This is a genomic window from Streptomyces violaceoruber (genome assembly GCF_033406955.1).
Lineage (GTDB): Bacteria > Actinomycetota > Actinomycetes > Streptomycetales > Streptomycetaceae > Streptomyces > Streptomyces violaceoruber.
The window spans coordinates 4,275,077-4,300,468 of sequence record NZ_CP137734.1 but is presented as its reverse complement, the minus strand read 5'-3'; the positions used below and the strand labels follow the sequence as shown (position 1 = coordinate 4,300,468).

23 protein-coding genes and 2 tRNA genes are annotated in these 25,392 nt (G+C 71.3%); 11 read left to right on the top strand and 14 right to left on the bottom strand.

Features of this window, described 5'->3' with window-relative positions; genetic code table 11:
* Positions 1-155: 155 nt before the first annotated feature.
* From R2E43_RS19245 to R2E43_RS19235, 3 genes are all read right to left on the bottom strand, one after another.
* Complete coding sequence (locus tag R2E43_RS19245) at positions 156-485, bottom strand: rhodanese-like domain-containing protein (RefSeq protein WP_003975095.1); 330 nt, start codon at positions 483-485, stop codon at positions 156-158.
* 50 nt (positions 486-535) lie between these two features.
* Complete coding sequence (locus R2E43_RS19240; protein WP_003975094.1) at positions 536-1,351, bottom strand: hypothetical protein; 816 nt, start codon at positions 1,349-1,351, stop codon at positions 536-538.
* A gap of 140 nt (positions 1,352-1,491) precedes the next feature.
* Positions 1,492-3,012 carry a DUF2252 domain-containing protein gene (locus R2E43_RS19235; RefSeq protein ID WP_332056400.1) on the bottom strand — a complete coding sequence of 507 codons (1,521 nt, stop codon included), beginning with the start codon at positions 3,010-3,012 and terminating at the stop codon, positions 1,492-1,494.
* Positions 3,013-3,423: 411 nt separating this feature from the next.
* On the opposite strand from R2E43_RS19235, the gene R2E43_RS19230 reads away from it, so the two are divergent.
* The gene (locus tag R2E43_RS19230; protein WP_332056399.1) at positions 3,424-4,308 is read left to right on the top strand and encodes a carbohydrate-binding protein; all 885 of its coding nucleotides are present in this window, start codon (positions 3,424-3,426) and stop codon (positions 4,306-4,308) included.
* Between the two features lie 86 nt (positions 4,309-4,394).
* Here R2E43_RS19230 and R2E43_RS19225 read toward each other — a convergent pair.
* A tRNA-Leu gene (locus R2E43_RS19225) sits at positions 4,395-4,481 on the bottom strand.
* Between the two features lie 526 nt (positions 4,482-5,007).
* On the opposite strand from R2E43_RS19225, the gene fhaA reads away from it, so the two are divergent.
* The 6 genes from fhaA (at position 5,008) to pknB (ending at position 13,243) form a co-directional block, all read left to right on the top strand.
* Positions 5,008-5,880 (top strand): antibiotic biosynthesis regulator FhaA, encoded by an 873-nt coding sequence (gene fhaA / locus R2E43_RS19220; protein ID WP_003975091.1) that lies wholly within the window; start codon positions 5,008-5,010, stop codon positions 5,878-5,880.
* A gap of 10 nt (positions 5,881-5,890) precedes the next feature.
* The gene (gene fhaB / locus R2E43_RS19215) at positions 5,891-6,409 is read left to right on the top strand and encodes an antibiotic biosynthesis regulator FhaB (RefSeq protein WP_003975090.1); all 519 of its coding nucleotides are present in this window, start codon (positions 5,891-5,893) and stop codon (positions 6,407-6,409) included.
* A 141-nt stretch (positions 6,410-6,550) separates the two neighbouring features.
* Entirely contained in the window at positions 6,551-8,098 is a 1,548-nt protein-coding gene (locus R2E43_RS19210; RefSeq protein ID WP_037897092.1) for a Stp1/IreP family PP2C-type Ser/Thr phosphatase, read from the top strand.
* 27 nt (positions 8,099-8,125) lie between these two features.
* On the top strand, positions 8,126-9,562 hold the full coding sequence (locus R2E43_RS19205; protein WP_003975088.1) for an FtsW/RodA/SpoVE family cell cycle protein: 1,437 nt from the start codon (positions 8,126-8,128) through the stop codon (positions 9,560-9,562).
* Positions 9,559-11,031, top strand: a complete 1,473-nt coding sequence (locus R2E43_RS19200; protein WP_003975087.1) for a peptidoglycan D,D-transpeptidase FtsI family protein — start codon at positions 9,559-9,561, stop codon at positions 11,029-11,031. Before R2E43_RS19205 ends, R2E43_RS19200 begins: the two co-directional genes overlap by 4 nt.
* Positions 11,032-11,221: 190 nt before the next feature.
* Positions 11,222-13,243, top strand: coding sequence for a Stk1 family PASTA domain-containing Ser/Thr kinase (gene pknB / locus R2E43_RS19195; protein ID WP_332056398.1), 2,022 nt, complete (start codon positions 11,222-11,224; stop codon positions 13,241-13,243).
* Positions 13,244-13,321: 78 nt separating this feature from the next.
* On the opposite strand, the gene R2E43_RS19190 is transcribed toward pknB, so the two are convergent.
* The 5 genes from R2E43_RS19190 to R2E43_RS19170 form a co-directional block, all read right to left on the bottom strand.
* Positions 13,322-14,083, bottom strand: a complete 762-nt coding sequence (locus R2E43_RS19190; RefSeq protein ID WP_030863423.1) for a class E sortase — start codon at positions 14,081-14,083, stop codon at positions 13,322-13,324.
* A 13-nt stretch (positions 14,084-14,096) separates the two neighbouring features.
* Positions 14,097-15,155: a class E sortase gene (locus R2E43_RS19185; protein ID WP_030863425.1), complete on the bottom strand. Its 1,059-nt coding sequence runs from the start codon at positions 15,153-15,155 to the stop codon at positions 14,097-14,099.
* Positions 15,152-15,790 (bottom strand): aminodeoxychorismate/anthranilate synthase component II, encoded by a 639-nt coding sequence (locus R2E43_RS19180; protein WP_011029271.1) that lies wholly within the window; start codon positions 15,788-15,790, stop codon positions 15,152-15,154. Before R2E43_RS19180 ends, R2E43_RS19185 begins: the two co-directional genes overlap by 4 nt.
* Complete coding sequence (locus R2E43_RS19175; protein WP_016326682.1) at positions 15,787-15,948, bottom strand: hypothetical protein; 162 nt, start codon at positions 15,946-15,948, stop codon at positions 15,787-15,789. The genes R2E43_RS19180 and R2E43_RS19175 overlap by 4 nt, the downstream gene beginning before the upstream one ends.
* 81 nt (positions 15,949-16,029) lie before the next feature.
* Positions 16,030-16,809, bottom strand: a complete 780-nt coding sequence (locus R2E43_RS19170; RefSeq protein ID WP_161270123.1) for a DUF881 domain-containing protein — start codon at positions 16,807-16,809, stop codon at positions 16,030-16,032.
* A 151-nt stretch (positions 16,810-16,960) separates the two neighbouring features.
* Here R2E43_RS19170 and crgA point away from each other — a divergent pair, with 151 nt between their 5' ends.
* Positions 16,961-17,215: a cell division protein CrgA gene (gene crgA / locus R2E43_RS19165; RefSeq protein WP_003975080.1), complete on the top strand. Its 255-nt coding sequence runs from the start codon at positions 16,961-16,963 to the stop codon at positions 17,213-17,215.
* Positions 17,216-17,482: 267 nt separating this feature from the next.
* Here the strand turns inward: crgA and R2E43_RS19160 are convergent, their stop codons facing one another.
* Both R2E43_RS19160 and R2E43_RS19155 read right to left on the bottom strand, forming a co-directional pair.
* Positions 17,483-18,376: a rhomboid family intramembrane serine protease gene (locus R2E43_RS19160; protein ID WP_003975079.1), complete on the bottom strand. Its 894-nt coding sequence runs from the start codon at positions 18,374-18,376 to the stop codon at positions 17,483-17,485.
* 104 nt (positions 18,377-18,480) lie between these two features.
* Positions 18,481-19,014 (bottom strand): peptidylprolyl isomerase, encoded by a 534-nt coding sequence (locus R2E43_RS19155; protein WP_003975078.1) that lies wholly within the window; start codon positions 19,012-19,014, stop codon positions 18,481-18,483.
* A 320-nt stretch (positions 19,015-19,334) separates the two neighbouring features.
* Between R2E43_RS19155 and R2E43_RS19150 the strand changes: the two genes are divergently transcribed.
* Positions 19,335-20,033 carry a DUF5324 family protein gene (locus tag R2E43_RS19150; RefSeq protein ID WP_011029273.1) on the top strand — a complete coding sequence of 233 codons (699 nt, stop codon included), beginning with the start codon at positions 19,335-19,337 and terminating at the stop codon, positions 20,031-20,033.
* Between the two features lie 109 nt (positions 20,034-20,142).
* Here the strand turns inward: R2E43_RS19150 and R2E43_RS19145 are convergent, their stop codons facing one another.
* Together R2E43_RS19145 and R2E43_RS19140 are read right to left on the bottom strand one after the other, a co-directional pair.
* Complete coding sequence (locus R2E43_RS19145) at positions 20,143-20,919, bottom strand: isoprenyl transferase (RefSeq protein ID WP_011029274.1); 777 nt, start codon at positions 20,917-20,919, stop codon at positions 20,143-20,145.
* Positions 20,920-21,315: 396 nt separating this feature from the next.
* Positions 21,316-21,388: transfer RNA gene (locus R2E43_RS19140), tRNA-Ala, on the bottom strand.
* A 180-nt stretch (positions 21,389-21,568) separates the two neighbouring features.
* On the opposite strand from R2E43_RS19140, the gene R2E43_RS19135 reads away from it, so the two are divergent.
* Positions 21,569-22,117 (top strand): helix-turn-helix domain-containing protein, encoded by a 549-nt coding sequence (locus tag R2E43_RS19135; protein ID WP_011029275.1) that lies wholly within the window; start codon positions 21,569-21,571, stop codon positions 22,115-22,117.
* Positions 22,118-22,203: 86 nt separating this feature from the next.
* Positions 22,204-23,916: a serine/threonine-protein kinase gene (locus R2E43_RS19130; protein WP_332056397.1), complete on the top strand. Its 1,713-nt coding sequence runs from the start codon at positions 22,204-22,206 to the stop codon at positions 23,914-23,916.
* A 41-nt stretch (positions 23,917-23,957) separates the two neighbouring features.
* Here the strand turns inward: R2E43_RS19130 and R2E43_RS19125 are convergent, their stop codons facing one another.
* On the bottom strand, positions 23,958-25,283 hold the full coding sequence (locus tag R2E43_RS19125) for a hypothetical protein (protein ID WP_265696251.1): 1,326 nt from the start codon (positions 25,281-25,283) through the stop codon (positions 23,958-23,960).
* Positions 25,284-25,392: the final 109 nt, after the last annotated feature.

Genomic DNA, 25,392 nt, shown 5'->3' with positions numbered 1-25,392 from the left:
CCGTCCATCCGCCCGCCCCGCCGGGGGCGCCCACGCGCCACCCTCGCGGCTGCTCGGCGACGTTGGCACGCGAACGGTACTCAGGACCGGCCACCCGCACAGCCCCCGATGGGCCGACCGCAGCGTGGCAGTCGCCACATCCGGCGGGGGACAGCCTAGAGAACGTGACCCGGAGCGCCCTTGTCGTCCACCACGGGACGCCCGGCCGCGGCCCACTCCTGCATGCCCCCGTCGACGTTCACCGCGTCGACGCCCTGCTGGACCAGGTACATGGTGACCTGCGCCGAGCGGCCCCCGACCCGGCAGAGCACGTGCACCCGGGCGTCCTGCGGCGCGGCCTCGGCCAGCTCACCGTACCGGGCCACGAACTCGCTGAGGGGAATGTGCAACGCCCCGGCGGCATGACCCGCCTGCCACTCGTCGTCCTCCCGGACGTCCAGCAGGAAGTCGCCGTCCGCGAGGTCCTCGATGCCGACCGTGGGCACACCAGCTCCGAAACTCATGCCCCAGACGCTACCCGAGCCGGCCGCCCGGCTCAGTCCTGTGCGAGCGCGGCCGCCAGCTCGGCCTCCCGCTCGCGCACCTGGGTCGCCAGCTGCTCGGCGATCTCGTCGAGGAGCCGGTCGGGGTCGTCCGGGGCCAGCCTGAGCATGGCGCCGATCGCGCTCTCCTCCAGCTCCTTGGCGAGCAGCGTGAGCAGCTCCTTGCGCCGGTCGAGCCATTCGAGGCGGACGTACAGCTCCTCGCCGCGACTCGGGCGCCGCTCGGGCACCGGCCCGGCGGCCCACTCCTCGGCCAGCTCCCGCAGCTCCGCCTCGTCACCGCGGGCGTAGGCGGCGTTGACACGGGTGATGAACTCCTCGCGCCGGGCCCGCTCGGCCTCCTCCTGGGCCAGGTCGGGGTGGGCCTTGCGGGCCAGCTCGCGGTAGAGCTTGCGGGCCTCCTCGCTCGGCCGGACCCGCTGCGGGGGCCGTACCGCCCGGTCCGTGAGCATCGCGGTGGCCTCCGGGAACAGCCCGTCCCCGTCCATCCAGCCGTTCAGCAGCTCCTCGACCCCGGGGATCGGCATCAGCCGGGCCCGCGCCTCGTCCGCCCGGCGCCGGTCGTCGGCGTCGCCCGTGCGGGCCGCCCTCGCCTCCAGGATCTGCGCCTCCAGCTCCTCGAGCCGGGCGTACACCGGGCCGAGCCGCTGCTCGTGCAGCCGCGAGAAGTTCTCGACCTCCACGCGGAAGGTCTCCAGGGCGATCTCGTACTCGATGAGTGCCTGCTCGGCGGCCCGTACGGCCTGTTCCAGCCGTTCCTCGGGACGCGGCGCACCCCCCTGCTCGGGCTCAGCTTCGGGCGTCGTCACCCGACCAGCCTAGGGCCTGCGGACCCGGGGAGCCGCCCGCGCGGCCCCCGCCCCCTCACACCCCGGCTGCGTTCACACCCCCGGCCCCCTCGCGCCCCGGCCCTCCTCACACCCCGGCTCCGCTCACACCCCGGCTCCGCTCACACCCCCAGCTCCGCCGCGATCCGCCCCGTGCGCACCGCGCCCACCAGCTCCGCGTGGTCCGCCTCGGTGCGGTCGGCGTAGGTGACGGCGAAGACGGCCACCGCCTCGTCCAGTTCGTCGTTCTTGCCGCAGTAGCCCGCGACGGTCCGCGGGTCGGCGCTGTGCGCGTGGGCCCGGGCCAGCAGGGCGCCGGTCATGCGGCCGTAGTCGTCCAGCTGGTCGGCGGCCAGGGCCGCCGGGTCGACGCTGCCCTTGCGGTTGCGGAACTGCCGTACCTGGAAGGGCCGTCCGTCGACCGAGGTCCAGCCCAGCAGGATGTCGCTGACCACCTGCATCCGCTTCTGCCCCATGACGACCCGGCGGCCCTCGTGCGCGGCCTCGGGCGCCTCGAAGCCGGCGGCGGCGAGGTGCGGCAGCAGCGCGGAGGGCCGGGCCTCCTTGACCTGGAGCACGAGCGGTTCGCCCCGGTGGTCCAGGAGCAGCACGACGTACGACCGCGTGCCCACGCTGCCGGTGCCGACGACGCGGAAGGCGACGTCGTGCACGGCGTACCGGGCCAGCAGCGGCAGCCGGTCCTCGGAGAGGGTGGCCGGGTACGCCTCCAGGGCGCCCGCGACCGCCGCCGCCTCGGCGTCCGTCACCCGGCGCAGCACCGGCGCGGCGTCCACGAAGCGCCGCCCGCCGTCCTCGGTCGGCTCGGTCGACTTCGCGGCGAAGCGCCCGCTGGTGTTGGCCCGCGCCTTCTCGGAGACCCGCTCGAGGGTGCCGAGCAGGTCGTGGGCGTCGGTGTGGGAGACCAGTTCCTCGTCGGCGATGGCGTTCCAGGCGTCCAGCGCGGGGAGCCTCGCCAGCAGCCGCATGGTGCGCCGGTAGGCGCCCGCCGCGTCGTGGGCGGCCTCGCGGCAGGTGTCCTCGTCGGCGCCGGCCTCCCGGCCCGCGAGCACGAGGGAGGCGGCGAGCCGCTTGAGGTCCCACTCCCAGGGGCCGTGGACCGTCTCGTCGAAGTCGTTCAGGTCGATGACCAGACCGCCGCGGGCGTCCCCGTAGAGCCCGAAGTTGGCGGCGTGCGCGTCACCGCAGATCTGGGCGCCGATCCCGGTCACGGGCGTGCGCGCCAGGTCGTACGCCATCAGGCCCGCCGACCCGCGCAGGAACGCGAACGGCGTGGCCGCCATCCGCCCGGCGCGGATCGGGGCCAGCCCCGGTATCCGGCCCCGGCTGGACTCCTCGACCGCGCTCACCGCGTCCGGCCGGGCGGCGTCCAGGCCGAGCGTGGCGTGCGCGGACCGCGGGACGCGCGTGCGCAGCGCCTTGCCCTCGGCCTTCGGCGAACCGGCCACGGGCCACCGCGCGAACCCCGGGACGTACGGCACCCGGCCGCCCCGCGCCGCACCGGCCGTCGGCTCGGCGCCCCCGCCCCCGTCCCCGCCCCCGTCCGCACGCGCCACCGGCACCACCCGGGTCGCCGCCTCCCCGGTCGCCGCCTCCGTGCCCGTCCCCGCCGTCGCCCCGGTCATCCCGGCCGCCCTCCCCGTCCTCGTCGTGCTCGTAGTACTCGTCGTGCTCGTCGTGCTCGTCCGCACCCGTGCGTCACGTGTGTGCCGTACGGCGTCGTACCGCGTCGCGCCCGACCGGCCACCCCGGCCGCCCCGGGCTCCGGCGCGCCACGACCGTACCGCCGGCCGCACCGCCCGTACACGGGCCCTGCCCGCCGCCCGCATAACGCCGGGCAGGGGGTGAAACAGGAGGTGCCGCCGGCCCCCGCGGCGCGCCTACGGTGGCCAGCGATCACCACGGAGCGCGCCCGCCGCAGCAACAGCAGCCTGCCCCGCGCCGACGGGCGCGCTCCCTGTCCCCGACGTCCCGGATGTCGCACGTCCCGTCCAGCTTCCCCAGGGACCACTCACCGAGGAGACCGAGGAACCGCCATGACCTCCGACACCCCCACCACTCCTGACGAGCCCGGGCCCAGGCCCGGCCCGGGCTCCGGCGCCGACCGCGGGATCAGCCGCAAGACGCTGCTCAGAGCGGCCGTCGCCGCCGGTGCCGCCATCCCGCTGCTCGCCACCGGCGGCGTCGCGCTGGCCCGGGACGCCGCCCGCTCGGGCGACGGGCAGCGGCTGACGCCGACCCCGTACTGCGACGACGGCGACGACCTGACGCCCGACCAGATGGAGGGCCCGTACTTCAAGCCGAACTCCCCGTTGCGGACCAACCTGGTGACCCCCGGCACCCCGGGCACTCCGCTGACCGTCAGCGGCTACGTCTTCGGCCGCAACTGCGTCCCGCTGTCCGGCGTGCTCCTCGACTTCTGGCAGGCCGACGACTACGGCGACTACGACATGGCCGGGTACACCTTCCGCGGCCACCAGTTCACCGGTGCCACCGGCGCCTTCGCCCTGAAGACGATCGTGCCCGGTCTCTATCCCGGCCGTACCCGGCACATCCACGTCAAGGTGCAGGCCCCCGGCGAGCCCGTGCTCACCACCCAGCTCTACTTCCCCGGCGAGCCCCGCAACAGCACGGACATGATCTTCGACCCGGCCCTGCTGATGAACGTCCGCGGCGCCGGTGGCGGCAAGGAGGGCACCTTCGACTTCGTCCTGAACGTCGACGGCGACACCGGCCCCACGGATCCGCCGACCGACCCGCCCACCGACCCGCCGGGCGGCACCTGGGCGAGCGGCCACGCCTACACCTCCGGCGACCGGGTGACGTACGGCGGCCGCTCCTACCGCTGTCTCCAGGCGCACACCGCGATGACCGGCTGGGAGCCGCCGAACGTGCCGGCTCTGTGGCAGTCGGAGTCCTGAGACCTTCCTCACAACGCACGCGTCACGGGTCACCGCACCCGGACATGCGGAAGCCCCCCAGGTCCGAGACCTGGGGGGCTTCCGGCTGGTGCGCGAGGGGGGAGTTGAACCCCCACGCCCTTGCGGGCACTGGAACCTGAATCCAGCGCGTCTGCCTATTCCGCCACCCGCGCATTGGGTGTGTCTTCCGGGCTTTTCCTTGCGGTCCGGCGCCTTCCGACACCAGAACATTAGCACGCTGACAGGGGTCGATTCACATCCCTTTCCCCCGGCGGACCGGGGCGCCCGACCTCCTTCGGGCACTCGTCCCGGTCCGTGGCCGTTCACGTATCAACCTCGTACCGGTCCTACCCGTCTCCCCAGGAGCCGGTGGGGGACCGCACTCAGGTGCGGGACACTGGTCTGCGGCCGCCTCTACGATCCTGGGCATGAGTTACCTGCGGGAGCACATCCCGAAGGCCCGCGGGAGTTCGAAGGGGAGCTCCGGCGGGAACTCCGTCAGGCGTCGACACCCGTCGACCGGGCCGACAGGGGGAACCAGCCGATCGACCGGCGCGTGGATACGATCAGTAAGCAGTACCAGGTGGGCAGTGCACGGACGCACGGCACTGCGCGAGGCAGCACGACGCAAGGCAGCACGGCGCAAGGCAGCAGTACGCAAGGCAGTCGACAGGACGGCAGCGACGGAGGAGGTGCCCCATGGGAGTCCTGAAGAAGTTCGAGCAGCGTCTCGAAGGTCTGGTCAACGGCACCTTCGCGAAGGTGTTCAAGTCCGAGGTGCAGCCCGTGGAGATCGCGGGAGCGCTCCAGCGCGAATGCGACAACAACGCGACCATCTGGAACCGCGACCGCACCGTCGTGCCCAACGACTTCATCGTGGAACTGAGCACACCCGACTTCGAGCGCCTCAGCCCCTACTCCGGACAGCTCGGCGACGAGCTGGCCGGCATGGTCCGCGACTACGCCAAGCAGCAGCGCTACACCTTCATGGGACCGATCAAGGTCCACCTGGAGAAGGCGGACGACCTCGACACCGGCCTGTACCGGGTGCGCAGCCGTACGCTCGCCTCCTCCACCAGCCACCAGGGCGGCCCGGCCGCCGCCGCACCCCCGGCCCCGCCCGCACGGCCCGCCGGACCGGGCGGGGGGTACGGCTACCCGCCGGCCGCCGCCCCCGCGGGCGCCCCGCCCATGCCGTCCGCGCCGCCGCCCGGCGGCCGTCCCGGCGGCTACGGCTACCCGCAGCCCGCCGGCGGCCAGCAGCCCCCGGCCGCACCCGCACCCGGCGGACGCACCCGCCACTGGATCGAGATCAACGGCACCCGCCACCAGATCTCCCGCGCGACGCTCGTGATGGGCCGCAGCACCGAGGCCGACGTGCGGATCGACGACCCCGGCGTCTCCCGCCGGCACTGCGAGATCCGGACCGGAACGCCCTCGACGATCCAGGATCTCGGGTCCACCAACGGCATCGTGGTGGACGGGCAGCACACCACCCGCGCTACGCTCCGCGACGGCTCACGGATCGTCGTGGGCAGCACCACCGTTATCTACAGGCAAGCCGAAGGGTGATCCGGGGGCAATGTCAGAGCTGACCCTCACGGTCATGCGGTTGGGTTTTCTCGCCGTACTGTGGCTGTTCGTGATCGTGGCCGTGCAGGTCATCCGCAGCGACCTCTTCGGTACGCGGGTCACCCAGCGCGGCGCGCGGCGCGACGCCGCCCGACCGCAGCAGACCGCCACGCGCCAGGGCCAGGCGCCTCCACCGCAGCGCCAGCAGTCCGGCGGTGGCCGCGGCCGCCGCGGCGCGCCCACCAAGCTGGTCGTGACGGAGGGCACCCTCACCGGCACCACCGTCGCCCTCCAGGGCCAGACCATCACGCTCGGCCGGGCACACGACTCGACGATCGTGCTGGACGACGACTACGCCTCCAGCCGTCATGCCAGGATCTACCCGGACCAGAACGGCCAGTGGATCGTCGAGGACCTGGGCTCCACCAACGGCACCTACCTGGACCGGGCCCGGCTGACGACTCCCACACCGATTGGCCCCGGGGCGCCGATCCGCATCGGCAAGACCGTCATCGAGCTGCGGAAGTAGTGCTACACCAATGAATGAGCGCGAGCGGAGCGAGCACGCAGCGGCGGCCGGCACCCCGGGCCCCGGCGCGCTCCCGACCGGAGGGTGGGCAGTGTGGCTCGACACGACCGGCTGCAGTCGGAGCCGACGGGCGAGGTGCGCATGAGTCTGTCACTGCGCTTCGCCGCCGGTTCCCACAAGGGCATGATCCGGGAGGGCAACGAGGACTCCGGCTACGCCGGTCCGCGCCTGCTCGCCATCGCCGACGGCATGGGCGGCCAGGCCGCCGGTGAGGTCGCCTCCTCCGAGGTGATCTCCACCATCGTCGCCCTCGACGACGACGTGCCCGGCTCCGACGTCCTCACCTCCCTCGGCCACGCCGTCCAGCGCGCCAACGACCAGCTGCGGCAGATGGTCGAGGAGGACCCCGCCCTGGAGGGCATGGGCACCACCCTGACCGCCCTGCTGTGGACCGGGCAGCGCCTGGGCATGGTCCACGTCGGCGACTCCCGCGCCTACCTGCTGCGCGACGGCGTCCTCACCCAGATCACCCAGGACCACACCTGGGTGCAGCGCCTCGTCGACGAGGGACGGATCACCGAGGAGGAGGCGGGCACCCACCCGCAGCGCTCCCTGCTGATGCGCGCCCTCGGCAGCGGCGACCACGTCGAGCCCGACCTGTCCATCCGCGAGGTACGGGCCGGCGACCGCTACCTGATCTGCTCCGACGGACTCTCCGGCGTCGTCTCCCACCAGACGATGGAGGACACCCTCGCCAGCTACCAGGGCCCCCAGGAGACCGTCCAGGAGCTGATCCAGCTCGCCCTGCGCGGCGGCGGCCCCGACAACATCACCGTCATCGTCGCCGACGTCCTCGACCTCGACACCGGCGACACCCTCGCCGGGCAGCTCTCCGACACCCCCGTGGTCGTCGGCGCCGTCGCCGAGAACCAGGCCCAGATGGGCGACAACGGCATCATGCAGACCCCGGCCGGGCGCGCCGCGGGCCTCGGCAGGCCGGGCGGACAGCGCGGCGGGGGCGGCGAGTTCGGCCCGCCCGGCAGCGGCGACGTCACCGGCTTCATCCCGGCCGGCGGCTTCGACGACTACGGCCCCGACGACTTCGTCAAGCCCCGCAAGAGCCGCAAGTGGCTCAAGCGGTCCCTCTACACCGTCCTCGCCCTCGCCGTCATCGGCGGCGGCACCTACGGCGGCTGGCGCTGGACCCAGACCCAGTACTACGTCGGCACCAACGACGACCACCTCGCGCTGTACCGGGGAATCAGCCAGGACCTCGCCTGGGTCTCGCTCTCCAAGGTCCAGAAGGACCACCCCGAGATCGAACTCAAGTACCTGCCGCCCTACCAGCAGAAACTGGTCGAGGCCACCATCCCCGAGGGCGACCTCAACGACGCCAGGGCCAAGATCGAGGAACTGGCGGTCCAGGCCTCCGCCTGCAAGAAGCAGGCCGCCAGGCGCACCGCGGAGACCGAGAAGAACGCGAAGACGGGTGAGGGCGAGGCCGGAGGCACCACGGGAACCACTCCCGCCTCCTTCACGTCCAAGGCCTCACCCAGCCCGAACCCGTCGGGCTCGCCCGAGGCACCCGAATCGTCCGAGTCCCCGTCCACGACCGCACCCACTCCAGGCTCAGGACCGACCCTCTCGGAGGAAGAGCAGAAGGTCGTCTCGCTGTGCGGTAAGCAGTAGGCAAGCCGTGAGAGGCCCTGTCACACGATGAGCAGTACTACCAACCCGTCGACGCACCACACGTCCACGATCGGCGCCATCGGCGCCCCGAGCCGGCGCAACACCGAGCTGGCTCTGCTCGTGTTCGCCGTCCTCATCCCGGTCTTCGCCTACGCCAACGTGGGCCTCGCCATCAACGACGAGGTGCCCGCGGGGCTGCTGAGCTACGGATTCGGCCTCGGCCTGCTGGCCGGCGTCGGCCACCTCGTCGTGCGCAAGTTCGCGCCGTACGCGGACCCGCTGCTGCTGCCGCTGGCCACGCTGCTCAACGGCCTCGGACTCGTCGCCATCTGGCGCCTGGACCAGTCGGAACTGCTCCAGGACATCAAGCAGGCCGGCACCGCCGCACCCCGCCAGCTGATGTACACCGCGATGGGCATCGCCCTGTTCGTCGCCGTGATGGTCTTCCTCAAGGACCACCGCGTCCTGCAGCGCTACACCTACATCTCCATGGTCACGGCCCTGTTCCTGCTGCTGCTCCCGCTCGTACCGGGCCTCGGCAAGAACATCTACGGCGCCAAGATCTGGATCCAGGTCGGCTCCTTCTCCATCCAGCCCGGTGAGTTCGCCAAGATCGTCCTGGCGATCTTCTTCGCCGGCTACCTGATGGTGAAACGCGACGCGCTCGCCCTGGCCAGCCGCCGCTTCATGGGCCTCTACCTGCCGCGCGGCCGCGACCTCGGCCCCATCCTGGTCGTCTGGATCGTCTCGATCCTGATCCTGGTCTTCGAGACCGACCTCGGCACCTCACTGCTGTTCTTCGGCATGTTCGTGATCATGCTGTACGTCGCGACCGAGCGGACCAGCTGGATCGTCTTCGGTCTGCTGATGTCCGCCGTCGGCGCCGTCGGTGTGGCCACCTTCGAACCCCACATCCAGCAGCGCGTCGACGCCTGGCTCGACCCGATGCGCGAGTACACGCTCTCCCGCGCCGGCCAGGTCGGCCACTCCGAGCAGGCCATGCAGGCCCTGTGGGCCTTCGGCTCCGGCGGCACCCTCGGCACCGGCTGGGGCCAGGGCCACTCCGAGCTGATCCGCTTCGCCGCCAACTCCGACTTCATCCTCGCCACCTTCGGCGAGGAACTCGGCCTCGCCGGCCTGATGGCCCTGCTCCTGCTCTACGCCCTGATCGTGGAACGCGGCGTGCGCACCGCCCTCGCCGCCCGCGACCCCTTCGGCAAGCTCCTCGCCATCGGCCTCTCCGGAGCCTTCGCCCTCCAGGTCTTCGTCGTCGCCGGCGGTGTCATGGGCCTCATCCCGCTCACCGGTATGACCATGCCTTTCCTGGCCTACGGCGGTTCCTCCGTCATCGCCAACTGGGCGTTGATCGGCATCCTGCTGCGCATCAGCGACACCGCGCGCAGGCCGGCACCCGCCGCGCCCGCCAACCCCGACGCCGAGATGACCCAGGTGGTCCGACCGTGAACAAGCCACTGCGCCGAATCGCGCTTTTCTGCGGCCTCCTGGTCCTCACCCTCCTCATCCGGGACAACTGGCTCCAGTACGTCCAGGCCGACGAGCTGAAGGAGGACGAGCACAACCGCCGGGTCGCCATCGAGCGGTACGCCAGTCCCCGCGGCGACATCATCGTCGACGGCAAGGCCATCACCGGACACGCCACCACCGAGGGCGACTTCAAGTACAAGCGGACCTACAAGGACGGCGCCATGTGGGCGCCCGTCACCGGGTACGTCTCCCAGGCCTTCGGCGCCACCCAGCTCGAGTCCATCGACGACGGCATCCTCACCGGCAACGACGACCGGCTCTTCTTCCGCAACACCCTCGACATGATCACGGGCAAGAAGCGCGAGGGCGGCAACGTCGTCACCACCCTCAACGGCGCCGCCCAGAAGGCCGCCTACGACGGTCTGAAGAAGCAGGGCGCCAAGGGCGCCGTCGTCGCGATCGAACCGTCCACCGGCAAGATCCTCTCGATGGCCTCGTACCCGTCGTACGACCCCACCGTCATCGCGGGCAGCAACGACGCGGCCGGCGAGGCCTGGAACAAGCTCCAGAAGAAGAACAACCCCGACGACCCGATGCTCAACCGCGCGCTGCGCGAGGTCTACCCGCCCGGATCCACCTTCAAGGTGGTCACCGCGGCGGCGGCCCTGGAGCACGGGAAGTACGACTCGGCCGACGAGAAGACCGACTCCCCGCTGCCCTGGACGATGCCCGGCACCAGCACCGAGCTGAAGAACGAGGGCAACATCCCCTGCGAGAACGCCACCCTCCGCGAGGCTCTGCGCGTCTCCTGCAACACCGTCTTCGGCAAGCTCGGTTACGACCTCGGCAACGACAAGATGCTGGAGACGGCCAAGAAGTTCGGCTTCACCGAGGAGCAGTTCGTCCCGGTCCGCTCCAGCGCCTCCGTCTTCTCCGACGGCATGAACGACTCCCAGGTCGCGCTCTCCTCCATCGGCCAGTTCAACACCGCCGCCACCCCGCTGCAGATGGCCATGGTCACCTCGGCCATCGCCAACAACGGCACCCTGATGAAGCCGTACATGGTCGACGAACTCCAGGGCCCGGGCCTCGACACCGTCGAGAAGACCGACCCCGAGGAGATGAGCAAGCCGCTGTCCGCGGACAACGCCCAGATCCTCCAGTCGATGATGGAGACCGTGGTCGAGGACGGCACGGGAACCAACGCCAAGATCGACGGCGTCAAGGTGGGCGGCAAGACCGGTACCGCACAGCACGGTGTCGACAACAGCGAGAACCCCTACGCCTGGTTCATCTCGTACGCCAAGGCCGACGACGGCAGCTCGCCCGTCGCCGTGGCCGTGGTGATCGAGGACGAGAACGCCGTCCGCGACGACATCTCCGGCGGCGGCCTCGCGGCACCGATCGCGAAGAACGTCATGGAGGCCGTCATCGACAGCAAGAAGTGACCGCGCCATGAAAGGGACGTGACTCCGGTCACGTCCCCTTCACATCGGCGCACGTTGCGATACCGGTCGTGTATCGGCTGCCCGACTCGGCCAAAGGGCCAGGAGCGAGCCGGGTACGGTAGGCCGGACGGCAGCCTCCGACCGTACAAGCATGCCGGTCGGGACCGACGGAGAGGGCTGGTAGGTAACCATGGAAGAGCCGCGTCGCCTCGGCGGCCGGTACGAGCTGGGCCCTGTGCTCGGCCGTGGTGGCATGGCGGAGGTTTACCACGCTCATGACACCCGGCTCGGACGCCAGGTGGCGGTGAAGACACTCCGCGCGGACCTCGCGCGTGACCCGTCCTTCCAGGCCCGCTTCCGCCGGGAGGCCCAGTCGGCCGCCTCGCTCAACCATCCCGCGATCGTGGCGGTCTACGACACGGGCGAGGACTACATCGACAACGTGTCGATCCCGTACATCGTCATGGAGTACGTCGACGGCTCCACACTCCGTGAGCTGCTCCACTCCGGCCGCAAGCTGCTGCCGGAGCGGACCCTGGAGATGACCATCGGCATCCTCCAGGCACTGGAGTACTCGCACCGGGCCGGCATCGTCCACCGCGACATCAAGCCGGCCAACGTCATGCTCACGCGCAACGGCCAGGTCAAGGTCATGGACTTCGGCATCGCCCGCGCCATGGGCGACTCCGGCATGAAGATGACCCAGACCGCCGCCGTGATCGGCACCGCCCAGTACCTCTCCCCGGAGCAGGCCAAGGGCGAGCAGGTCGACGCCCGCTCCGACCTGTACTCCACGGGCTGCCTGCTCTACGAGCTGCTCACCGTGCGCCCGCCCTTCGTAGGCGACTCCCCGGTGGCCGTCGCCTACCAGCACGTGCGCGAGGAGCCGCAGGCGCCCAGCGTCTTCGACCCCGAGATCACGCCCGAGATGGACGCGATCGTGCTGAAGGCCCTGGTCAAGGACCCGGACTACCGCTACCAGTCGGCCGACGAGATGCGCGTCGACATCGAGGCCTGCCTCGACGGCCAGCCCGTCGGAGCCACCGCCGCGATGGGTGCCATGGCCGCCGGCGGCTACGGCGCCTACCCCGACGACCAGCCGACCACCGCCCTGCGCTCGGACGGGGGCGGCGGCGCCACGACCATGCTGCCGCCCATGAACCCGGACGACGGCGGCTACGGCTACGACGAGCGCCCCGACCGGCGCCGCCAGCAGCCCCGCAAGAAGAACACCTCCACGATCTTCCTGGTGCTGGCGGGCGTCCTCGTCCTCGTCGGCGCCATCCTGATCGGCAAGTACGCCTTCAGCGGGGACGGCGGGCCGGGCAACGACAAGGTCCCGGTGCCCGCCTTCATCGGCCTGAGCAAGGCCGACGCCCAGCAGCAGGCCGACAACATCGACCTGGTGCTGACGTTCAAGCAGCAGGAGTGCGAGGACCAGCCCAAGGGCAACATCTGCGCCCAGGACCCCAAGCAGGGCACCGACGTCGACAAGGAGTCCACCGTCAACCTGGTGGTCTCGACCGGCGCGCCCAAGGTCGCCGTGCCGAACGTCATCGACAAGAACATCGACGAGGCGAAGAAGCAGCTCGAGGACAAGGGCTTCGAGGTCGAGACCAAGCAGACCGAGTCCTCCCAGGACGAGGGCACGATCCTCAGCCAGAACCCCGACCCGGGCAAGGAACTGGAGAAGGGTTCCACGGTGACCCTGGAGGTCGCCAAGGCCGAGGAGAAGGCCACGGTGCCCGACGTCGTGGGCCGCACCTGCGACGAGGCCAAGGCCCAGGTGGAGAGCGGCGGCGACCTGACGGCCGTCTGCACGGACCAGCCGACGAACGACCCGAACCAGGTCGGCAAGGTCATCTCCACGACGCCCCAGTCCAGCACGCAGGTCGACCCGGGCTCGAAGGTCACGATCGTCGTCGGCAAGGCCGTGGAGAAGACGAAGGTGCCGGAGGTCCGCGGCAAGACCCTCGCGGAGGCCCGGCAGATACTGCAGCAGAGCGGCTTCACCAACGTGCAGGTCGCGCAGGGCTCCCCGGGCGACGACAACGCGAAGGTGTTCGCCTCGAACCCGCAGCCCGGCAGCGAGGTCGACGACCCGGCCGCCACGCCGATCACCCTGATGACCGTCCCGGGCGACGGTGGGAACGGCAACGGCGGGAACGGCAACGGCGGCGCCATCGCCGGCCTTCCCGGCTTCGGCGACTGACCCGCCTGCCCGACCGACCGGAGCCCCGGTCCCTCAGCCGAGCTGAGGGACCGGGGCTCCGTCGTGTACGTCAGGAGGTCAGCGCAGTTCCTTCGGCGGGGTGCGGTCGCCGTCCACCTTCTCCGTGCGGACCAGCTCGCCCCAGACCACGTACCGGTAGCGGCTCGTGTAGACCGGGGTGCAGGTCGTCAGGGTGATGTAGTGGCCGGCCTTCTTCTTGCCGGACTCCTTGGGGATGCCGCCCAGCACCTCGACGTTGTACTTCGAGGTCTCGGGGAGGACGGCGTACGTCTTGTACACGTACCAGGTGTCCTTCGTCTCGAAGACGATCGGGTCACCCTTCTCGATCTTGTCGATGTTGTGGAACCTGGCGCCGTGCCCGTCCCGGTGCGCGGCGAGCGAGAAGTTGCCCTTCTCGTCCGAGGTGGGCAGCGTCGCCTTCACCGGGTCGGTGTAGTAGCCGGCCACGCCGTCGTTGAGGATCTTCATCGACGTGCCCTTCTCCACCAGGATGTCGCCCTCGCTCATCGCCGGGACGTGCAGGAAGCCGATGCCCGCCTTGGTGTCCAGCGCCCCCGGGCCGTCCTGACCGCTCCCGCCCACCCGGTCCTGGGCCCAGTCGTCACGGACCTTCTCGGCCTGTTTGTCCGCCGCGCGGTCGGCGACCACGTTCGTCCACCACAGCGAGTACACGACGAACAGGCCCATCACCAGGCCCGCGGTGATGAGCAGTTCGCCGAGAACGCTGACCGCCTGCGCGACGATCCGGCCGGGTCGACGCCGCCCGCGACCTCCCGTCCCGGCCTGCTCCTGGTGCTCCGTGTCGGTGGTCGCTGCCACTGGTCATCCGCCCTTAACTGACGAGCGCATCCGGCTTGCCCTTGCTGCGCGGCCGTTCCTCGACCATCTTGCCCCACACGATCATGCGGTACTTGCTGGTGAACTCCGGCGTACAGGTGGTGAGGGTGATGTAGCGGCCGGGTCCCTTGAAGCCGGACTGCTTCGGGACCGGGTCCAGCACGCTCACGTTGCTCGGCGAGGTCACCGGCAGGATCGACGCCATCTTGTAGACGAAGTACTTGTCCTGCGTCTCCACGACGATCGGGTCGCCCGGCTCCAGCTTGTTGATGTACCGGAACGGCTCGCCGTGCGTGTTGCGGTGCCCCGCGAGCCCGAAGTTGCCGGCCTCGGCGTCCGGCATCGCGGTCTTCAGCCCGTCCTCCGCGTAGTGCCCGACCATGCCCCGGTCCAGCACCTTCTTGCTGCTGATGCCCTCCGCGATCGGCACCACCACGTCCAGCTTGGGGATGTGCAGCAGCGCGAACCCCTGGCCCGGCTCGAACGATCCCGGGCTGCGCTTGCCGTTCGCCCAGTCGTCCTGGAGGTTGCTCGCGGCCTGGTTCGCCTGCGCGTGCGCCCGCACGTTCGTCCACCACAGCTGGTAGGTGACGAACAGCAGCATCAGCACGCCGGTCGTGATGAAGATCTCACCGATCGCCCGGCTGGCGACCACCGCGGCGCCGGGCTTGCGCGCCCGGGCCTGCCGACGGGCCTCCACGCGCGACAGGGGCGCCTTCGGGGCCTGCTCGGCCTCTTCCTCCGGAGCCTGGTCCCTGGGCGCCCCACGGCGCCCGTGACGCCGTTTCGCGGCCTTCCTGCGGGCCGCGCGACCGCCGCCGTCCGGACCGCCCCCGATCGGCCCCGTCCCGGCGGCCGTCCGGGGCGCCGGGGGCTCCGGGATCCGCAGCGCCACCGTCTCGTCGTCCAGGAGTGGCGGCCGGTTCTCCTCCCCGACGGCGGACTCCTCGTACCGGCCGCCCCCGAACGCACCGGAATCCCCGTACGGCTGTCCGTACGAGGATCCCTGGTCACCGGCCGTGCCGGAGTCGCGCTCGGGGCGCAGCGCGGTCACGCCGTGGCCCTGCCCACCACCGGGGCGAGCCCCGCCGACCTCGCCACCGCGTCCTGGTCGCCGCACTCCACCAGCCAGTTGGCCAGCATCCGGTGCCCGTGCTCGGTCAGCACCGACTCCGGGTGGAACTGCACGCCCTCGACGAGCAGTTCCCGGTGGCGCAGGCCCATCACGATCCCGTCCGGCGTACGGGCCGTCACCTCCAGCTCGGCCGGCACCGTGGCCGGCTCCGCCGCCAGCGAGTGGTACCGCGTCGCCGTGAACGGCGAGGGCAGCCCCGCGAAGACGCCCCGGCCGGTGTGCTCCACCGGCGAGGTCTTGCCGTGCAGCAGCTCCGGCGCGCGGTCCACCACACCGCCGTACGCGACCTGCATCGACTGCATGCCCAGGCACACGCCGAAGACCGGCACCCCGGTCGCCGCGCAGTGCCGGACCATGTCGACGCAGACGCCCGCCTGCTCCGGCGTGCCCGGGCCGGGCGAGAGCAGGACGCCGTCGAAACCGTCCTGGGCGTGGGCCGTCGACACCTCGTCGTTGCGCAGCACCTCGCACTCGGCGCCGAGTTGGTAGAGGTACTGGACCAGGTTGAAGACGAAGCTGTCGTAGTTGTCGACGACGAGGATGCGCGCGCTCACTGGTTGTCCACCGTCACATCGTTGAAGGGCAGCAGCGGTTCGGCCCACGGGAAGACGTACTGGAACAGGACGTAGACCACGATCATCGCCAGCATGAGCGAGAGCAGCGCCTTCACCCACGCGTTCCCCGGCAGATGCCGCCAGATCCAGCCGTACATGCCGTCCCTTCCGTCGCACCACGGCGCCACACTCACGCCGTACCGCACCAGACTAGCGGCGCGCGGCCCCCGGGAACGGCCCTAATCCACAGGCTGGGCATAGTGCAGGTCCGCCGTGCCGGAGTAGCCCGGCAGGGTCGCCCGGCCGTCGTCCTCGACCTTCCAGCCGAGCCCGTACACGTTGACGTAGACCATGTAGTTCTGGATCGCCGGCGACTTCGCCAGCGCCTTCTTCAGCCGCTCCGGGTCGCCGACCGCCTGGATCTTGTACGGCGGGGAGTAGACCCGGCCCTGGAGGATCAGGGTGTTGCCCACGCAGCGCACCGCGCTGGTGGAGATCAGCCGCTGGTCCATGACCTTGATGCCCTCGGCGCCGCCCTGCCACAGGGCGTTCACCACGGCCTGGAGGTCCTGCTGGTGGATGACCAGGTAGTCGGGCTGCGGCTCCGGGTAGCCGGGGAGCTTCGCGGTGGCGTCCGGCGGGGCGTCGTCGAGCGTGACGGTGATCGCCTCGCCCGTCAGCTTCTGCGTACCCGCCTTCTCCTCCAGCGCCGCGAGCTTGTCGTCCTCCGACTTCGTCCGGCCGTCGTCGCGTTCCGCGAGCGATTCGACGTCCTCGCGCAGGGCTCCGTTGGACTCCTCCAGAACGCCGTTCTCCCGGCTGCGTTCATGGATGAGATCGGACAACTTGAGCAAAGAGGAATCCGTACGGATATTGGTGCCCTTCGCGGTATCGAAGCTGGTGAAGAAGATAAGTCCCGCGAGGGCGAAGACGGCCGCCGTGAGTACCCGCACGGGCCGGAAACGGCGCCGGCGGACAGGGCTGGATCCCGTCCCGGGGGAGTCGGCAGAATTGCTCAACGTACCCTTATCTCCTTCGGCGCCACGGAAGGACTACGCTAACGGACGCCCGGGGGAGCGCTCAGAGTCCCCTCGTCCCATGTACGCCGCCCACCGAGACCGAGCCCCGTTCCCTGCGCGGCCACGCAGCGCATCGACAGGAGAGACCCTCGTGCCGAAGTCACGTATCCGCAAGAAGGCCGATTACACGCCGCCGCCCTCGAAGCAGGCGACCAGCATCAAGCTGACCAGCCGCGGCTGGGTGGCGCCGGTCATGCTGGCCATGTTCGTCATCGGCCTGGCCTGGATCGTCGTCTTCTACGTCACCGACGGTTCGCTGCCCATCGACTCTCTGGGCAACTGGAACATCGTGGTGGGCTTCGGTTTCATCGCCGCGGGGTTCGGCGTCTCGACGCAGTGGAAGTAGCCCCGGCGGTGGCTGCCCGTTAGCTCTGCCCAGGGGTATTCGCGGAGTTATCCACAGGCATTGTCCACACGCTGGGGAAAAGAAAGACGATCTGTGGATAACCCCCCTGGCGTTGACGCCGGTGTGACGGAAGTACCGGCTGGACCCAGCTTCCGAAAACATGTTCGCCCCCTGCCTGACCTGCGATAACACTGGTCAGCGACAGGGGGCACATGTGTTCCCGCACGCTGTGCACAAGATCCGCCACCTACTGTGGACAACGAGCGCTCAGGTGAGCTGCGCCGATCTCAGCAGGGTCAGGCCGACGACGACCAGGAGGACCAGCGCACAGGTGCCGTACTGGACGAGCGTGCGCCGCTCACGGGGCGCGTGAAGCATGGCGTAGCCGATCACGGCACCCGCGACGAGGCCGCCGACGTGGGCCTGCCAGGAGATGTTGCCCCGGGTGAAAGTGAAGATCAGGCTGATCACCAGCAGGATGACGACCGGCCGCATGTCGGCGTTGAGCCGGCGCACGAGGGCGGCGGTGGCGCCGAAGAGGCCGAAGATCGCGCCGGAGGCGCCGAGGGTGGCCGTGGTGGGCGAGGCCAGCAGGTAGGCGAGCACGCTGCCGGCGAGGCCGGAGACGAGGTAGAGGGCGAGGTAGCGGGCTCTGCCGAGGGCCGCTTCCAGGGGGCCGCCGAGGAACCAGAGGCTGATCATGTTGAAGCCGATGTGCCAGATCTCCTCGTGGGTGAACATCGTGGTCACCAGCCGGTACCACTCGCCCTCCGCGACGCCCTCGGTCGGGACGAAGGGGGCGGGGGGCCAGCGTCCGATGAGCACCATGTCGCTGAGGAAGGACGACGGGAGCGCCTGGACGGCGATGAACACCGCCACATTGATCCCGATCAGGATCTTGGTGACGAGGTGCGGGTCTGCCGCGACGGTGCCGCCCGCGAGGGTGCGGGGCCGGGAGGCGCCCGGGGCCGGGCCGGTGGCGCCGGGTGTGCGGCCGGCGGCGCAGTCGGGGCAGTGGAAGCCGACGGAGGCGTTGACCATGCAGTCCGGGCAGATGGGGCGCTCGCAGCGGGTGCAGCGGATGCCGGTCTCGCGGTCCGGATGGCGATAGCAGCCGGGCAGGCTCTGGGCATCCGGTCGGCCGGCCGCCGCGTGGTCCATGGCATCCCCTCGGTCGTCCCTGCGGGCGGTGTGTGCAGATGCACCGCCCCGCCCTGCTCTACGGATGAGCGGGGCGTTTGGTTCCTGCCCGGTGTGGCGGGGCGTCAGGCGTTCCTTGTCTCGACGACGACCGACTCGATGACGATGTCGGTGAGGGGCCGCTCGGTGCGGGGGTTGGTCCGGGCGGCGGCGATGGTGTCGACGACCTTCTGACTGGCCGCGTCGGTCACTTCGCCGAAGATCGTGTGCTTGCGGTTCAGCCAGGTCGTCGGGGAGACGGTGATGAAGAACTGCGAGCCGTTGGTCCCGGGGCCGGCGTTGGCCATGGCCATCAGGTAGGGCTTGTCGAAGGCGAGGTCGGGGTGGAACTCGTCCGGGAACTGGTAGCCGGGGTCGCCGGTGCCGTTGCCCAGCGGATCGCCGCCCTGGATCATGAAACCGCTGAGGACCCGGTGGAAGACGGTGCCGTCGTAGAGCCTGGCCATGGATTTCTCGCCGGTGGCGGGGTGGGTCCACTCCCGCTCGCCGCGGGCCAGCTCGACGAAGTTCTTGACGGTCCTGGGTGCGTGGTTCGGCAGCAGCCGGACCTCGATGTCACCTTGGCTGGTCTTCAGGGTGGCGTAGAGCTGCGCGGCCACGAGGTGCCTTCCGTCGTCCTGTTGTGCGCACCGATCCTCGCACGGCCGGGGGCCCGTTCGGCGCTCTTACCGCTGGGTCACGAGCGTGGGGCGCCGATCCGTGGCATGGTCGTGGACAGGCTCGTGTTGCCCGGTATTCATCGGTTATTGACGTTGATCAGCTCTTGTTCGCAACTTCATCACCACTTGCCCCAGAGGACGCGGCGGCATCGTCCGTGACCCGGATGCCCGCCCTCGCATGCCTGGCGGCGCGTCCGCAGGCATGATCCGTAAAAGGGTGGAAAGTCGAATTACCGTACGCCACCGAGGAGGAGGAACCCGTGACCCGCATCGACAGCGTGCGCGCCGCGACCGGTTCGGCGAAGGACAGCGTGCTGCACGCCGCGGAAGTGGTGGCGCCCTACGCCGACACGGCCAAGGACAGGGCCGCTCATTATGCACAGGAGGCGCGCGTACGGCTGGCGCCCAAGGTGTCGCAGGCCACATGCCAGGCGCGCCAGCAGTACGGCACCCACGTGGCGCCGCGGCTGGAACAGGCCCGGACGCATGTGCCGCCGAAGATGGACGCGGCCGCGCAGGAGGCTGCCGTCCGTACGCGTCTGGCCGCTCGGCAGGCGGCCGACTACTCACGTCCGAGGATCGAGCAGGCGGTGGCCGCGGCGGGTCCCGTGCGCGACGAAGCCACGGCGCGCGGTGCCGCCGCGCTGGCCGCACTGCGCGGTCAGGTCACGGCCAAGGAGATCCAGAGGCTGACGCGCAAGCACCAGCGTCGGGCCAGGGTCGGCCGGGTCGCCAAGGTCCTCGCGGTGGTGGGGGTCGTCGCGGGCGGCGCCTTCGCCGCGTGGAAGTGGTGGGACAAGCAGGCCAACCCGGACTGGCTGGTGGAGCCGCCGGAGGCGACGGAGGTTGCCGAGTCGGGCCGGCTGACGTCGGTGGACGGCACCGGTGAGGCGGTTCTCGATCCCGAGGTGCAGGCCAAGCAGGCCCAGGATGAGGCGGAGGGCGACGAGCCCCGCTGATCTCCGCTCGCCGTACTGGCGCCGGCCGCCTTCTGTCGTTTCGTTACCGCCGCGGGGCGGGAGACCGTAAGTCTCCCGCCCCGCGGCGATGTTTCACGTGAAACGGCGCTCAGCGGCCGTAGCGGCGTTCCCGCAGGGAGTAGGAGCGCAGGGCGCGCAGGAAGTCGATCTCCCGGAAGTCCGGCCAGTACGTCTCGCAGAAGTGGACCTCGGCGTAGGCGGACTGCCAGAGCAGGAATCCGGAGAGCCGCTGCTCGCCGGAGGTACGGATGATGAGGTCGGACTCGGACCGTGTCTTGGAGTACAGGTGCTTGGAGATGTGCTCCATGGTGAAGGTCTCGATGAACTCGTCGATGTCGCCGCCCTGGGAGCTGTGCTCGGTCAGGGCGGAGCGCACGGCGTCGACGATCTCGCGTCTGCCGCCGTAGCCCACGGCGACGTCGACCTTGGTGCCGCCCTTGCGGCCCTGGGTGGCGGCGGTGGCGGTCTTGAGGCGGCTCGCGGACTCCGCGGGCAGCAGGTCCAGGGCGCCGACGGCCTCGACGGGCCAGGGGTTGCCCGGCGCGGCCAGCTGCTCGACGACCTCGGCGATGATGTCGATGAGGGGGTTCAGCTGCTCTTCGGGCCGGGCGAGGTTGTCGTCGGAGAGCATGAAGAGGGTGACGTGCTCGATCTGCGCGGAGTCGCACCAGCGCAGGAAGTCCAGCACCTTGGCACCGCCGGCCCGGTAGCCCTCGCGGGGGTCGTCGATGCCCGACATCTTGGCCCACCGGCGGTTGCCGTCGAGCATGATGCCGATGTGCTGGGGGCGTGGGCGTCCTTCCAACTCTCGGACCAGACGCTTCATATAGAGCGCGTCGAGAGCGGCCCGTACCTTCGCCCGCATGGTCTACCCCTTCCACCTCGTCGGTAGCGATTGGACGGCTCCGACGGCGATGAGCCACGTGGCACCGCCCCGCAGGGGTCTGCGCTGATGCCCTGTGGGGTGACGATATCAAGAGCAGACAGCGCCGCCGGGGCGCCGAGAGGGGCCCGTGCGGGGTCCGGTTCCGGTGGCGGCGCGGGCGCCGGAGCGCTGTTCCACGTGCTCAACTGGCCCTTTTCCTCCGGTCGTTGGTGATCATCCGAGCGGTGCGTGCGGTGTCGGGCACGGTGTGGGGTCGCCGACGGTGAGGAACGTCTCCGTCCGCCGGTGCCCGCGAGGGCGGGCCCCTGCGGCCCGCCGGAAGCGAACAGAGCGCCTCCGATCTACGTTTCCGCAGGTCGGAGGCGCTCTTGACGGTGGAGCCTAGGGGAGTCGAACCCCTGACATCTGCCATGCAAAGACAGCGCTCTACCAACTGAGCTAAGGCCCCTCGGGCGGCGTCGCCGGTCCTGGTGTCGCGGACCGCCGGTCGCCGCGGACAAGAGTACCGGGTCGCCCCCCGTATCTCACAAATGATTGGGGCTCCCGGGGAACGACCACGCTCCGTAAGATGCTCGGCGTGGTTCGCTGGAGCGAACTGCGGTTTTTGGGGAAGCGATGGGGAGACGCAATGGACGCCGCACAGCAGGAAGCCACCGCAAGAGCGCGGGAACTGCAGCGGAACTGGTACGGGGAGCCGCTGGGGGCGCTCTTCCGCAGGCTTATCGACGATCTCGGTCTCAACCAGGCTCGTCTCGCGGGAGTGCTGGGGCTGTCCGCGCCGATGCTGTCGCAGCTGATGAGCGGCCAGCGGGCGAAGATCGGCAACCCCGCGGTGGTCCAGCGGGTGCAGCTGCTGCAGGACCTGGCGGGGCAGGTCGCCGACGGCAGTGTGAGCGCGGCCGAGGCCACGGAGCGCATGGACGAGATCAGGAAGTCCCAGGGGGGCTCGGTGCTCAGCAACACCACGACGACCACCAGTAGTTCGGGCGCGCCCACGGTCAAGCGGGTGGTCCGGGAGATCCAGTCGCTGCTGCGCTCGGTGGCGGCCGCCGGAGACATCATCGACGCGGCGGACTCCCTGTCCTCCTCGCATCCGGAGCTGGCGGAGTTCCTGCGGGTGTACGGCGCGGGCCGCACGTCCGACGCGGTCGCGCACTACCAGTCCCACCAGAACTGACCCCGCGGGTCCGGTCGCCGAGGGGGTCGGCGGCCGGGCCCGCGGGAGTGGCGCGACAGGTCCCAGGGGAGGAGCGGCGCACAGCCATGGGTGAGGTCTTCGCTGGCCGGTACGAGCTGGTCGACCCGATCGGCCGGGGCGGGGTGGGTGCCGTCTGGCGTGCCTGGGACCACCGGCGCAGGCGTTACGTGGCCGCGAAGGTACTCCAGCAGCGGGACGCGCATTCGCTGCTGCGGTTCGTCCGTGAGCAGGCGCTGCGGATCGATCACCCCCATGTGCTGGCCCCCGCGAGCTGGGCCGCCGACGACGACCAGGTCCTGTTCACCATGGACCTGGTCACCGGAGGCTCGCTGGTCCACCTGGTCGGGGACTACGGGCCGCTGCCGCCCGAATTCGTGTGCACGCTGCTCGACCAGCTCCTGTCGGGCCTGGCGGCGGTGCACGGGGAGGGGGTGGTGCACCGTGACATCAAGCCCGCCAACCTGCTCCTGGAGGCGACGGGGACGGGCCGCCCGCGCCTCAGGCTGTCCGACTTCGGCATCGCGATGCGGCTGGGTGAGCCCCGGCTGACGGAGACCAACCTCGTGGTGGGGACGCCGGGTTATCTCGCGCCGGAGCAGATGATGGGTGCGGAACCGGATTTCCCGTCGGACCTCTTCGCGGTGGGGCTGGTCGCGCTGTATCTGCTGGAAGGGGCCAAGCCGGACGCCAAGGTGCTCGTCCAGCACTTCGCCGAGCACGGTACGCCGCCCGCGCCGCGCGGGATTCCCGAGCCGCTGTGGCAGGTCGTGGCGACGCTGCTGCAACCGGACCCGTCGGCGAGGTTCCGTACCGCGACGGGGGCGCGCAAGGCGCTGGCCGCGGCGGTGGAGCTGCTGCCGGAGCCCGGACCCGACGACGAGCTGATCGAGATCTTCGACCAAGTGGGTCCGCTGCCCACGGGGTTCGGGCCCGAGGGCCCGCTCAAGAGGGCCTCCGGCGTGGACGACGTACCGACGGACCCACGGCGCCCCGCAGGCACACCTCCGGGTATGGAGCCGTCCCCGCCCGCCACTCCGCCGACGCCCCCGCCGGCACCCCCGTGGCAGGGCACGCCCCCGGCCGGCCCGTCGTCCGGCCTGGACCGGCCGTCGCCCGGCAGTCCGGGCCCGCCTCCGACCGACCCGGACTCGACGCCCGCGTCCCCACCGCCCGGCACTCCCGCGACGGCGACCGGCACCCCCTCCGCCCCCGGACGGCCGCCCGCGTCCGACCAGGACTGGACGCCCTCCACGCCCTCCGCACTGCCCTCGGCCCCCTCGGCCCCCTCGGCCCCCGGCCGGACGCGTCCCGCCCCGCACGGAACGCACTCCGAGGAGGTGCCCCTGGCCGAGCGGCCGGGTGCCATGTCGGAGACCGGCAGTTTCCACCTGCCGCCCCCGCAGCCGACCGTTACGCCGACGTCGGACGCGGCGGCGTCGAACGCGGCGGCCGAAGCGGCCCAACCGCCCGCACCGCACCCGGCGTTCACGGGCGGGCCGCGGGGCCTGCCGCCAGACCGGGCCCCCGGCCACAGCCAGTACCCGGCACCGCACGGGCCGCCGCTCACCGCCCGGTCCCTCGCGCCGTCCCCGGCGCGACGGGCCGACGTGCCCACCGCCGCGTACACCGCCCGGAACCCGCGGTCCGCCCCGCCCGCCCAGCACCGTGGGGCACGGCGCCGCCGGCGTCCCGGCCCGCCGGCGCGGGTGGCCCTGCCGGTGCTGCTGCTCGCGCTGGCCTGCTACGCCGTGGGCTTCTGGGCGCTGACCCGGATCTGAGTCCGGGGCGCCGGACGACCGGGGCCTGCCCCAGGCTGGTCCTACGGCCGGGGCCTGCGCCGGGCCGTCGCCGTCCACACGGCCAGGCCGAGCAGCAGCAGGCTGCCGGTGCCGATGCCGCCGACGGCGACCGCCTTCATCGCGAGGCGGTCGTCCGCGCCCCCGCCGGCCGGGGCGGCCACCCGGTCCTGTGCGGAGACCTCGAAGAGGCCCTTCGGCCGGGACTCCCCCGCGTACCCGGGGCCGGTCCCCGTCGATCCCCCGAGTCGCAGGCGCAGCGTCAGTGTGAAGGGCCCCTGGCCGAAGTCGTCGGCCACCTGTGCCGCGAGGTGGACCACGACGTAGTAGTCACCGGCGAACCGCAGCGCCCCGGCCTGCCCGGTGGCGTACCGGTTGGGGTACGCCACCGGCGGCAGGGGGGCGAGGCCGACCGTGGTGGTCCGCCCGGTGTAGCCCTTGGCCGCGTCGTCCACCTCGCCGCGCACGGGGTTGTGCAGGGCCAGCCGCAGGGCACCGGTGGCATAGCCGGAGGCGTCCGCGGAGCCGGCGAGTTCGGCGGTGGCGTACACCTGGCGCCCCCAGTCGACCGGCACCTTGTAGTAAAGGGTCTCCCCGGGCCGGATGTCGTCGCGCCAGACCCCTTGTCCGACGAGGGTGGCGTGGGCGAATCCGTTGCCGCCCGGCCGGCGTTCCGGCTCGCCGGCGAGAGGTTCGGGCGAGGCGGAGTCCCAGGCCTCGGGGGCCTTCGTCGCGCCGGTCTCGCGCGGGCGGGGCTCGGTGGCGACGGTGAGTTCCAGGTCCCAGTCGTCCGGCGGGGAGTCCTGGGGCCGGGTCCGCTCCACGCCCACGTAGTAGGTGCCGGGGTCCTGGCACCGGTGGGCGGCGGGGTCGATCTCGCGCATGCCCCGGGCGGTGACCGGGCGGGGGCTGCGGGCGGCGCCGAAGGTCGCGCTCTGCACGGAGCACGAGCCGCCCTCGGCGTCCTGTACGGAGACCCGGATGCCGTCGACCGCGGTGACCTCCCCGTCGGCGCCGGGAACGGCGGTGACGGAGACGTAGGCGTCCGAGGCGGCGTCGAGTTCGAGGCGGTAGTAGAGGGTGCCGTTCCTCGGCAGGGAGCTGCGGTAGGTGGCGCCCGCCGCCAGCGGTTCGGCGCCCGCCGTGGCACGCGCACCCGCGATCCGTACGGCGTCGTCGGCGAAGTCGTATCCGGCGGCCGAACCGGCCGAACCGGCCGCGAGTCCGGGCGCGAGCGAGGTGGCGCCGGGCAGGGCGGCGGTCGTGGCCAGTACGGCGGCGAGTACGGCGGCCGTCACGGCCACGCGCCCCGTCGCGGCGCTCCGTCGAGCCGTACACCACCGTCCCATGACCCGCCACCCCTCGCGCTCACCGGCTCTGTCGCCGCCCGCCCCGAGCGGACCGTGCCCTCTCAGGGCAACACAAAACCCCGACCGTTTGACGGCCGGGGTCTGCTCA

Coding starts and splice junctions, on each gene's coding strand:
- R2E43_RS19145 (WP_011029274.1), bottom strand. CDS start 20,919: ATGCGGGCGAAGGTACGGGCCGCTCTCGACGCGCTCTATATGAAGCGT.
- R2E43_RS19160 (WP_003975079.1), bottom strand. CDS start 18,376: ATGGACCACGCGGCGGCCGGCCGACCGGATGCCCAGAGCCTGCCCGGC.
- R2E43_RS19230 (WP_332056399.1), top strand. CDS start 3,424: ATGACCTCCGACACCCCCACCACTCCTGACGAGCCCGGGCCCAGGCCC.
- pknB (WP_332056398.1), top strand. CDS start 11,222: ATGGAAGAGCCGCGTCGCCTCGGCGGCCGGTACGAGCTGGGCCCTGTG.
- R2E43_RS19235 (WP_332056400.1), bottom strand. CDS start 3,012: ATGACCGGGGCGACGGCGGGGACGGGCACGGAGGCGGCGACCGGGGAG.
- R2E43_RS19210 (WP_037897092.1), top strand. CDS start 6,551: ATGAGTCTGTCACTGCGCTTCGCCGCCGGTTCCCACAAGGGCATGATC.
- R2E43_RS19125 (WP_265696251.1), bottom strand. CDS start 25,283: ATGGGACGGTGGTGTACGGCTCGACGGAGCGCCGCGACGGGGCGCGTG.
- R2E43_RS19175 (WP_016326682.1), bottom strand. CDS start 15,948: ATGTACGGCTGGATCTGGCGGCATCTGCCGGGGAACGCGTGGGTGAAG.
- R2E43_RS19205 (WP_003975088.1), top strand. CDS start 8,126: ATGAGCAGTACTACCAACCCGTCGACGCACCACACGTCCACGATCGGC.
- R2E43_RS19135 (WP_011029275.1), top strand. CDS start 21,569: ATGGACGCCGCACAGCAGGAAGCCACCGCAAGAGCGCGGGAACTGCAG.
- fhaB (WP_003975090.1), top strand. CDS start 5,891: ATGTCAGAGCTGACCCTCACGGTCATGCGGTTGGGTTTTCTCGCCGTA.
- R2E43_RS19130 (WP_332056397.1), top strand. CDS start 22,204: ATGGGTGAGGTCTTCGCTGGCCGGTACGAGCTGGTCGACCCGATCGGC.
- fhaA (WP_003975091.1), top strand. CDS start 5,008: ATGGGAGTCCTGAAGAAGTTCGAGCAGCGTCTCGAAGGTCTGGTCAAC.